At 41.9% G+C, this 10,879-nt stretch carries 9 protein-coding genes; 1 reads left to right on the top strand and 8 read right to left on the bottom strand.

Features of this window, described 5'->3' with window-relative positions:
* Positions 1–41 precede the first annotated feature (41 nt).
* From P2W73_RS10415 to P2W73_RS10395, 5 genes are all read right to left on the bottom strand, one after another.
* Positions 42–2,396 carry a glycoside hydrolase family 127 protein gene (locus tag P2W73_RS10415; RefSeq protein ID WP_276501969.1) on the bottom strand — a complete coding sequence of 785 codons (2,355 nt, stop codon included), beginning with the start codon at positions 2,394–2,396 and terminating at the stop codon, positions 42–44.
* A gap of 43 nt (positions 2,397–2,439) precedes the next feature.
* A complete protein-coding gene (locus P2W73_RS10410; protein ID WP_276501968.1) occupies positions 2,440–4,035 on the bottom strand; it encodes an aldehyde dehydrogenase (NADP(+)) in 1,596 nt (531 codons plus the stop codon).
* A 130-nt stretch (positions 4,036–4,165) separates the two neighbouring features.
* Positions 4,166–4,774 carry an alpha-ketoglutarate-dependent dioxygenase AlkB family protein gene (locus P2W73_RS10405; RefSeq protein ID WP_276501967.1) on the bottom strand — a complete coding sequence of 203 codons (609 nt, stop codon included), beginning with the start codon at positions 4,772–4,774 and terminating at the stop codon, positions 4,166–4,168.
* A complete protein-coding gene (locus P2W73_RS10400) occupies positions 4,761–5,006 on the bottom strand; it encodes an Ada metal-binding domain-containing protein (protein ID WP_276501966.1) in 246 nt (81 codons plus the stop codon). Before P2W73_RS10400 ends, P2W73_RS10405 begins: the two co-directional genes overlap by 14 nt.
* 4 nt (positions 5,007–5,010) lie before the next feature.
* Positions 5,011–5,859: a methylated-DNA--[protein]-cysteine S-methyltransferase gene (locus P2W73_RS10395; RefSeq protein WP_276501965.1), complete on the bottom strand. Its 849-nt coding sequence runs from the start codon at positions 5,857–5,859 to the stop codon at positions 5,011–5,013.
* Between the two features lie 187 nt (positions 5,860–6,046).
* Here P2W73_RS10395 and P2W73_RS10390 point away from each other — a divergent pair, with 187 nt between their 5' ends.
* On the top strand, positions 6,047–6,547 hold the full coding sequence (locus P2W73_RS10390; RefSeq protein WP_276501964.1) for a DinB family protein: 501 nt from the start codon (positions 6,047–6,049) through the stop codon (positions 6,545–6,547).
* Between the two features lie 214 nt (positions 6,548–6,761).
* Here P2W73_RS10390 and P2W73_RS10385 read toward each other — a convergent pair whose 3' ends face one another.
* From P2W73_RS10385 to P2W73_RS10375, 3 genes are all read right to left on the bottom strand, one after another.
* Positions 6,762–7,796 carry a DUF6807 domain-containing protein gene (locus P2W73_RS10385; protein ID WP_276501963.1) on the bottom strand — a complete coding sequence of 345 codons (1,035 nt, stop codon included), beginning with the start codon at positions 7,794–7,796 and terminating at the stop codon, positions 6,762–6,764.
* Positions 7,797–7,943: 147 nt separating this feature from the next.
* Positions 7,944–9,302: a Gfo/Idh/MocA family protein gene (locus tag P2W73_RS10380; RefSeq protein WP_276501962.1), complete on the bottom strand. Its 1,359-nt coding sequence runs from the start codon at positions 9,300–9,302 to the stop codon at positions 7,944–7,946.
* Positions 9,303–9,449: 147 nt separating this feature from the next.
* A complete protein-coding gene (locus P2W73_RS10375; RefSeq protein WP_276501961.1) occupies positions 9,450–10,796 on the bottom strand; it encodes a 3-keto-disaccharide hydrolase in 1,347 nt (448 codons plus the stop codon).
* Between the last annotated feature and the right edge of the window lie 83 nt (positions 10,797–10,879).

Below are 10,879 nucleotides of genomic sequence, written 5' to 3'. Positions count from 1 at the left end.
CATTCCCTTTGAGTAAAACTAAAAATGAAACTTTTTAAAAATTATTTTCTCAAAATTCTTGGACTAAATACTCGACCTGCTGTACGGTCCGGATGCGCCTGTATCTTTACCTCCACTTTTGTTTTTCCTTTTAGCAATTCAGCAGGTATCGGGTATTCCACATCAAAGAATTTTCCTGTTTCAGCACCTTTCAATTCCTGCGTGGCGATTTTTGTTCCATCAATCAGGATATCAAATGCTCTTCCTTTATCATCTCCGAGATAGGATAATAGCAATACCGACTCCACATCCGGAAGTACTTTCATCTCAAATGAAAAGAAACCACCTTTTCTCACTTCACGTCCGCCACGTCCCAATGCAATTTCTGCGTAAGATTGTTCACTTGATTTTAAATTATGATCCCGCTCAGGTTGCATTTCACCCAATCGCATCACATCGATGGTGCGATCATCCAATTCCTTTTGCTTTTTCTTTTCCGCTTCGTAAGCTGCTTGTCTCGCTACCCACTCACTGTTGGAAAAATAATCCCAATACACGCTGTAATACTGATCATATGTTTTATAAAAAGGTGCAAGCATCACATCATTAGGTTTACCAACTCCTTTCAGATTGAAAGCAAGCGGTGCTGAAGCAGGCAATACCCAATCAGCCACATTCCTGTTATCAGTTAACAAAACAGGAGCGCCGTAGACCGGGTCCGGCATTTCTTTACCCAACTGACCGGCCAATACGATTGGCCCGTATAATAATGCGATACGGTTTGGATTATCGGGCATTGATTCTGTATACAAAGACATTGGAAAAGTGATTTCAATCTTATCATTACTGCCCCAGCTGCGATCGATGGTAATATAACCGTGTTCATCTTTTGCTACATCTACTTTACTACCATTTACCTTCACAAACATTCCTTTTGTCGCCCACCAGGGATGGCGCACACGAACGGCAAATTTCTTTTTTGCTTTTGACTGAATTGTAAGAGTTGTGTGATCCGTTTCAGGAAAAGTTGATGCCTGTGTAATAACCACTCCGTTACTTCTCCAATTTAATTGCGAGGGAATAAACAGGTTCACATAAAGACTTCCTTCCGCGCCTTCCATATAAATATTCTCTGCATACTTCGAATGATTTTCCATGCCTGTTCCCACACAACAGGTAAAGGTGTTAAACTTATCACTGAATTCTTTCCTGCCGCCCATGCGCAATGGAACGAAATAACACATCATTCCTGTAGCCGGATTTTGTGATGCCAGTATATGATTGTATAATGTTCGCTCATAAAAATCTCCGAGTTTGCTATCCGGTTGCCAGCTTAATAAATGCCTGGTCAACTTTAGCATATTGTACGAATTGCAGGTCTCTGCCGTGTTATCACTCAACCTGTCATTTAACTTATCGGCCGGCCCGCAATATTCATAATTACTGTTGCCCCCGATAACGTAAGAATGATGATTGACCATCGTGGACCAAAAAAATGATGCGATGGTTTTGTCACGTTCATTTCCTGTCAGTTCATATTGCCTGGCACTGCCGATAGCTTTTGGCACCTGTGTATTAGAATGTTTGCCCGGCATCGGATCAACCTGTTTTGACAAAGGTTCCATGACGAACTTGTCAAAAAATTTATAGGAAAGGTCAAGGTATTTTTTATTTCTTGTAATACTGTATAGATTGGCCAACACATCATTCATACCTCCATATTCGCAATTGAGCATTTTGTCCAATTGCTCCTGCGTTAAATGATTAATAGTATTGAATGTCCAATCAGCCATGCCTGTTACAAGCTTTACCGCTTTTTTATTATCGCAATAGAGGTAAGCATCCAGCAAACCGGCCATTATTTTATGTACGGTGTACCACGGAGCCCAGCCACCGTTCAAATCAAAACCACCTGATTTTATCTCTCCCCTCGCTACCCTGGCAAATAAGGTATCCTCATCCGGAATAGCCCCGATATAACCTGTCTTTCTTGCCAACTGGCATCTTTCCAATTCATCTGTCAGATAATCACATTTTTCCTTAAACCTTTTATCACCTGTCGAAACATACATCATCGCACAAGCAGACAAGTAATGCCCCATCGTATGTCCTGACAAGCCTTCGCTTTCCCAGCCACCATACACGGAATCTTTTACCGGCAGGTGTGCATTTTTATAAAAGCGATATAATAACCTGTCAGGCTTAATCTCGAGCAAATAGGCAGCATCTTTCTGCATGGCGTTTTTAAATGCCCCATCCCCTAATAATTTTACATCTCGCAGGTTGAATGCATAAGCCTTAACAGGTACTACAGGCTTCACATTGAAACGGGGATTATTTTTTTCGGCAATATAACTTTGGCTCTGTGCTGCCGATACGGATAAGTATAACGCAAAGAATATTGTCAATCTTTTCATCTTACACTAAACTTGAAATTGTGTTATAAATAAAAATATCTTGTTAAACGCCAACGGTCAAACTCTCCCGGGTATAATGACCGTTGATCTTTCGCATGATGTTTAGGCTGTTTTCATTTTGCAGCGCTAAAGGCAACAATTCCGCCGGACAATCCTGCAAACAAACAGGTCTTGCAAAACGTTTTATCGCATCGGCCCCGACTGAAGTACTTCCGGCATTTGTGGTAGCAGGATAAGGACCTCCATGTACCATTGCATGGCAAACTTCCACACCAGTGGGTACTCCATTATACAGCAGTCTTCCAACTTTCCCGGTCAATACTTCGATACAGGACGCAAACACTTCAAGATCTTCTTTCAGGCCAATAACAGTACCGGTCAACTGTCCATGCAGTGAACTGACTGCCTGCAAAAGCTCTCCGGCATCTTTGCATTTTACAATTAAGGAACAGGGACCAAAAACTTCGGCCTGCAAATTTTCATTCGCTATAAAATCAGCGCCGTTGGTCTGTAACAAAACAGCAGCTCCCCTGATATCATTCGCAGCACTCTCAACAGCTGCCACAACCTTTACACCCGCTTGTTGCTGCAGTCTGTTCTTAGTATTGTAGTAGTTATTACACACATTCTTGTTCAACATGGTTGTTGGCGCAACACTCTTTAATTGACTACCCAGTGCATCAATAAATTTTTCTGCAGCCTCGCTTTCTATCAAAAACAGCAGGCCGGGATTCGTACAAAACTGCCCCGTGCCTAATGTAATGGATGCCGCCAGTTGCGTAGCAACAGCACTGCTTTCCTTCTCCAACTTACCGGGTAATAAAAGCACGGGGTTTATGCTGCTCATTTCCGCATAAACCGGTATCGGTGTTTTGCGACTTGTTGTTGCAGTACTGAAAATGGACATGCCAGCTTTGTACGAACCTGTAAAACCAATCGCTTTTATCGCTTCATGTTTTACCAAATACTGGATGGTATCAATTTCATCACTGACAACAGATGAAAAAACTGCGTCAGGCATATTTGTTTTTTGTGCCGCCCTTTTAATAGCATTGGCCATTAATGCATGCGTACCGGGGTGCCCTTCGTGTGCCTTTACAATGACCGGGTTACCCGCTGCCAATGCAGATGCAGTATCTCCTCCTGCTGTAGAAAAAGCAAACGGAAAATTGCTGGCGCCAAAAACCAACACCGGCCCGATTGGTACTAACATCTTTCGCAAATCAGGTCTTGGCAATGGTTTTCGATCGGGCAAAGCAGTATCAATAACGGCATCTACCCACGATCCTTCCCGCAACACTTCCGCAAACAATTTTAATTGGCCTACCGTTCTTGCTCTTTCGCCAATCAATCTTGCTTCCGGCAATCCTGATTCCAGCATGGTGAGTTGTATCAATTCGTCACCAAGTGCCATGATCTCATCAGCAATCGTTTCCAGGAAAATAGCTCGTTGCTCAGCTGTTTTCCTGCTATATTCAGAAAAGGCTTTTTCAGCCACGGTTCCTATGTTATTGATTTCGGAAATGGTTGTAACAGGATATTCTCCCGGCAAATACTCTTTTGTAACCGGGCTGAATGCTTTTAATATGCCAGTCGAACTTCTATTCAGAGAAACGGTCAATTCATTTACGTTAACCATTGATCAGGTAATTTATTCATACAATTTACTACAGCTTATTGCAAATCTACTGTTACGATCAGCAAGTGTATGAGGATAAAATAACTGATACTTTACCAATTTTAACTAAAATGAAAATGCCTGGGAACCACTATTCCCCGGCCAGCATAGTACGAAACGTCAGGTTTACTCTTGGTCCCGCTATCTTTTTTGATTTTGGCAAACTGTGCAGCCAGTTTGTTTGTGTGGCGCCTTTCATCACCAGCAGGCTACCGTGTTCCAGCAACAACGAAATTGTTTCTTTACTTTTTTTATGACGAAAGGAAAATCTTCTTTCTTCTCCAAAACTGAATGAAGCAATAGCGGAATCCTTGCCTAATGATTTTTCATCATCACTATGCCAGGCCATGCCTTCATCACCATTATGGTATAAATTAAGCAGGCAGGAATTAAAGACTGTTTCGGTTAATTCCTCAACAATTGTTTTTAGTTTTCTCAGATCTTCTGTCCAGGCCAAGGCCTGCCGGGTTATATTGGAATAAGTATATGAAAAATCCTTGTCTCCATACCAGGCCACTTTTCTCCGGGTGATGATATGTCTGCCAAAGATTACGGCTTCATCGTTTTTCCATGTAATATGGTCCAGCAACTCATGCAGGAAATAATCAGCCTGTGCCTGGTTTAAAACCCGGCCATAATAATTGACCATTCCTTCGTAAGGCAATAAATTTTGTGTAGGATCACGTTTAAATAGTTCCATTTTTCCAAGCTTTATATTCTTTGTTCATACAATGACCGCAGGGCCTGTACCCTTGCTCAATTGCCTCTTGTTTTGAAGCAAAGAAAACTCTGTTTATTTTTTTCATTCGTTTACCAGACCGGCAATTTAACTTACCAAATATTTTTAGTTGGCTATTTCCACCCAACAAAATTGAATGGTTGCGTATAAGTGTTCTCAATTCAGCATCACTTATATTGGAATGTTTTTCCACCTGCTCAATTATCCCCTTCAGTTTGGGCAGCCTCCCATCCTATCATAGCTGTCTTACGAACGCTTCCCCAATGATACTGACCAATGACTCCCGTTGATTGAATCACCCGGTGACAGGGAATGAGAAAAGCCACAGGATTGTCACCGACAGCAGTGCCGACGGCTCTCGACGCATTGGGATTCTGTAAATGTTTTGCAATATTGCCATAGGTTGACAACTGTCCCATTGGGATTTTCAATAAGGCTTCCCATACTTTTATTTGAAAGGCTGTTCCTTTGAGATGCAGCTTCACCTGGTTCAACTTTTTCCAGTCATGGGTAAAAATGAACAATGCGTTTTGCTGTATCAAATCAACCCTTTGATGATACTGCGCATTAGGAAAAACTTGTTGCAACGCTTCAAAAGCAGCTGCTTCATCATCTGCAAACGCCATATGACAAATCCCTTTAACCGTAGACGCAACAAGGATATTTCCAAACGGGCTTTCGGCGAAGCTGTAATTAATGGATAAGTTTTCGCCGCCATTTTTATATTCACCCGGGGTCATACCTTCTATATTAATAAACAGGTCATGCAGGCGACCGGTTCCAGACAATCCTGTTTCAAATGCTGTATCGAAAATGCTTGCCTGTTGTTGCTGCAACATTTTTTTTGCATGTTCAATGGTCAGGTATTGCAAAAATTTCTTCGGACTCACACCCGCCCAATCCGTGAACATCCGCTGAAAATGAAAACTGCTTAAATGAATTTTTTCAGCGATCTCATCTAACCCCGGTTGCGATTTAAAGTTTTCTTTAATATAACTTATTGCTTCAGCAATCCGGTCGTAATTGGTTATATCCTGCTCTTTCATTTTATTCCTTTTTAGTTCAGGGCAAAACTAAACTGGCAAACATCCTTTGCCTACCCGAATCTTGCTAACTATTATCTGTAGAAATTATAAAAAGTGATTCAGCAAAATTAGCACTGCCATAGGGTTGTCAGTAACTGATATTTTCTTTGTGCTATCAAACAAAATTTAAACCCATAAACAGGTACATATGGAAAATACCATCGCAGAAAAGACTAACGTTATTGATGCAGCTATTACAGCAGAGGCACTTTTGAATCACTGGCAGGGTCACCGCAGGCTGACCAGGAAAATGATAGAGGCCTTTCCAGAAAAAGAATTATTTAATTATTCAGTTGGCGGCATGCGACCTTTTTCCGAATTGGCGCTGGAGATGCTGTCGATGGCCGCACCCGGTATTCGCGGTATAGTGACCAACGAGTGGAAACCTTTTAATGATGGCGAACACAAACCTGCGACGAAAGCCGAATTGCTGCAGTTGTGGGATGAAACAACAGACATGCTGAACGAATTATGGCCAAAAATTACGCCACGACGTTTCCAGGAAACCACGCTGGCCTTTGGTCAATATGAAGGGCCCGTTTATTGGGTTATTCTATATTTTATTGACAACGAAATACACCACCGCGGACAGGGATATGTGTACCTGCGAACACTCGGAATAGATCCGCCCCCATTCTGGGAGAGATAAAGAAAAAAGCTGTCTTAAAAGTATTTTCTCGTAAAGACATGGGGTAACGCAAATCAGGTGTGGCAAAATCCAGCACGGAATATTGAACCACGGAGGCACCAAGACACAGAATGAGGGAGATTTATCTTTTATTTTCCTGTATCCCTGTGTCTCCGTGACTTTGTGTTTCAAATAAACTTAACCGTGAATACGCCGGGAAACTATAGAAACCGCGTTACTTTTTCGCAAACTCATCGCTAAGCTTATTCATTTGCTCAGTGCTCAATTTTGAACCGGAAGCGATTACCACCCGGTAACGAAAAATCACTGACTTTTTCGGAGCCAGCGAAAAGTTTAACTCCTCAGCGCCTTTGCTAAATACTTTTCTGCCCAGGGTATTAATGGCAAAGAGACCATAACCCCTGGCATGCCAATAAGCGGGATAACCAATGTTTGCTGGATGATCGATAATGCCCACAGTAATATTTTTACCATCTTTTTCTCCGGTAAGCACAGCCCATTTGCCTTTGCTGCTCCAGACCGAATCACCTTTTAAACCGTTACTGGCATAATACATTCCCGTAACATTTTTATCAGAAGCAGTAACAGTGGTAATATTTCCTTTATCGTCTACAAAACTGGAAGCTTCTCTGGAAGGCATCTCCAATTCACGGGCAACACGAATAGCAAATATGCCATCTTTTACATCTTTAAAAACTACTGTTGTATCTTTAGCCGTTAACTGAGTTGTACGGTCAATGATAAAATTATTGCCGCGGACGCTGAAGTGAAAAGTTGTTTGTTCATTCAATAAAATCTTTCCATCCGGTCTTTTCCATAACGCTGATGTTGCAAGGGTAGCAGTATTCCCGTTGACCTTTTTATCTACTATGTTATTATGAACAATGGTTCCGTAGTGATTTCTTTTTTCCGGTGCAATCGCTGTTGAATTGTTCCAGAAATCCAGCCCGTTGACCGATTCGTAATTCAGCCAAATTCCTGTATGATGCGGATGATCTGTTCTTTCACCTGCAACAGGTTGAAACGGATAACCGCGGGTCACGGTTATACCATCCACCGTATTCACGGGAAACAGTATTGGCTTGAAACTCGAATCATAGTAGCAATAGGAAGTCAGCAGCTTTCCATCAAATAAAATATCAACCTGCTTTTTGTGTTTCTGTTCAACAATCTTAAATGCCTTTTGGGCTGAAGCAAAAAATGGCAGCGACAAAAGCAAAAGCCAAATCGTTTTTCTCATTAATTGCATGACCTGGTGTTATGTCAATTTTAAAATGTCGTTTCAATAAAGCCACGAGCTTGGGGCTATGAGCTTCGAGACCGATAGTTCGATAGCTAAATTGAAGTCCCGAAGCTCACAGCCGAATAGGGACTGCCAAAGTATAATAACTTAATACTAGTATTTAAATACTTTACCATTGGCCATTACTTCCTGCGTCTTTTCATCGAAGGTTACTTTAGCACCTGTTCTGACGGCAGCATTTGTCATGATGGTAGCGATGGAATGATTATATCCTGCCTCCACCGGTGCGTTGGTTTGCTTACGGCTACGAATGCATTCCATATAATTGCGCATGTGATTACTGGTTAACGTATCTGCACCAGTATTCGCCGAAGCCACTACCTTTTCTGTTTTATCTATCAATACTGATTCAGGCAGCAGATTTGGTTTCATGTTCATCGCCGCTGCATGTTTTTCCTCCAATCCTCCGGCCGGTGATACTTTATTGGTAATAAGATTTAACTCACCACCATTCGAGTAATAAATTTCAGCAGGTCTCTCATCGCCATTATGCATTCTTGAACTAAAGGTAACCTGGAAGCCGGTCGTCTTATCGTTTTCCGGGCCATAGTCAAATACGGCAGTAGTGGTGTCCCAGTTTCTCCTGCCATCTTTCCACATATAAATACCACCATTGGCCACCACGCTGCGTGGATGTTTTAAACCGCTAAACCAATGCACCGTATCGATCTGGTGACTCATCCATTGACCGGGCATGCCGGATGAATAGGGCCAGAATAAACGATACTCCAAATATTTGCGTGGATCCCATTCTTCAAAGGGACGATTCAGTAAAAACCGTTTCCAGTCCGTATCTTCTTTTTTGCATTTGGCTACCAAGGCCGGTCTCCGCCAGCGACCCGGTTGATTTACATTCCAGGTCAATTCAACCATGGTAACCGGTCCAAACTTTCCGGATTGTATAAAGTCGGCCGCAGCAGTGTAGTTGCCACCGCTTCTGCGTTGTGAACCTACTTGTATAATTCTATCAGATGCTTTGATCACCTTTAGTGCAGCCCGGTTATCTTCCATCGTTTCTGCAAATGGTTTTTCAACATACACATCTTTACCAGCCTTCACGGCTTCGATGGCATGCAATGCATGTTGAAAATCGGCGGTGCTGATAATCACAGCATCCAGGTCCTTGATACGATAGAGTTCATCATTATTTACACAGGCTTGAATATCGTGACCCATTTTTTCTTTCAAATACGCCTGTCCTTCCTCCCGTCGCAATTTCCAGATATCACTTACAGCCACCAGGTCAAAATTCAATTCTTTATAGTGGTTTAAAAAAGAAGGAAATAAAGACTGCCTGAAACGATCAGAAAAACCTACTGCACCAATCCTTACCCTGTCATTGGCGCCAATAATATTACCATAGCTTTTGGCACTAAAGCCCAAAGAAGCTGCATATAATGCGGCAGAAGCCTTTGCTGACTGCCTGATAAAATTTCTACGTGTTACCGACATAATTGAAATTTAAAATGGACAAATATTTTTTGAGTTTTCTAAAATCTTTCCTTGTAAAAAAGAAAACTGACATAATAAATAATTCGACTGACCAGTGAGATGCCTTCCACCTCCTCATCATCCTCCATAATCCTATAACTCGTGGTTCTATCTTAATGTGCGGATCTTAATGCTTCTGAAAGAAACATTGTCGCCATGATCCTGTAAAAGAATCCTTCCTTCTTTTGCCATGCCGAAGTTGGGCCAATCTTTGTATTTGCTTTTGGCAACAAGAGCCAGGTATTCGGGCGAACCTCTTTTATAGCTCACAACTTTATAACCGTTTAACCAATACTCTACGTTATTATTAGGATAAACCCTGATAATGCCCTGGTTCCATTCTCCGATCTTTTTTCTTGCGGCAGGATTTTTATCAGAGGCGATCAGGTCATACAGAGAAGCTAAGGTCCGGTTGCCATTGATACCCATTTTTGCATCGGGATGTTTCTCATCATCCAAAATCTGGTATTCCAATCCGATGGCAGAACCTTTATTATTTTCCGATTCGGTCACAAAATATTTTACGCCACTGTTCGCTCCTTCCGTTAATTTGAAATCAAATTTCAATTCAAATGCGCTGAACTTTTTTTCCGTTACAATATCGCCACCATTTGTCGATTCGCCACCAGCCGACCTCTCCACCGATAATTCACCATTGTTAATTGCCCAACCTTTTTCCGGAAAACTTTCTTTGTAGGCTCCCCGCCAGCCATTACTTGTCTTTCCATCCCACAATAAGGAAAACCCATTCCTGGCCTCCTGCGATGAAAGATTGTTGGGAACGGTATTCACTACATAAATATTATCGTAAGCTGTCGCCGTCAGGTCTTCTGTTTGAATGCGGATATTTCTCCAGCGAATGTGTTTACCAGCTTGTTGCGGTTGATTGATGCTGTGTACCTGCAAGGCAATAAACCCTTCTGCTGTTTCAGCATCTACGACATGTGCAGCCGGGATACCATTTACCCAGGTACGAATGGTATGACCAATACATTCTATCCGGTATTTATTCCATTGATTGTTTTTAAAGGCCTTTTTAGCGGCGGGATTTAACTCTAATGGATAAAGCCAGCCTCTTCTTGCTTCATCATACAAACCACCGCTCCAGGCTCTTTTGGCGGGATCTACTTCTACCTGGTAGCCATGTACCCTCCCGTTTAGATATTCTGGTTTACTGAGGCTTCTTATTTGTATACCGGAATTCATCGATGTGTCGACCAACAACTCCAGCTCAAGAATAAAATTTCCATAAACCTGTTCGGTAGCCAAAAAGGAATTGGGCTCGTTCATCACGGTAGTTCCTACTATCTCTCCGTTTTTCACTTCATAGGTTGCTTTCCCGTTTAATTGTTTCCAGCCCTGCAGGTCCTTACCGTTAAAAAGTTTTTGCCATCGGCTGTTTTGTGTCATACCATTTAGTGTAACAAGCAGGGTGCAGACTAAAAGAACTTTCATTTTGTGCATAACAATAGTTAGAGTGCTTTGAAAAATATGTTTTGGCTAAAATTACTATACAATCTTAATAAATGGCCAGGATC

This window comes from Terrimonas pollutisoli, assembly GCF_029360765.1.
In the GTDB taxonomy this organism is placed as follows: domain Bacteria; phylum Bacteroidota; class Bacteroidia; order Chitinophagales; family Chitinophagaceae; genus Terrimonas_B; species Terrimonas_B pollutisoli.
Note: the sequence above shows the minus strand (reverse complement) of the source record. Positions and strands in the feature narration are given on the sequence as shown.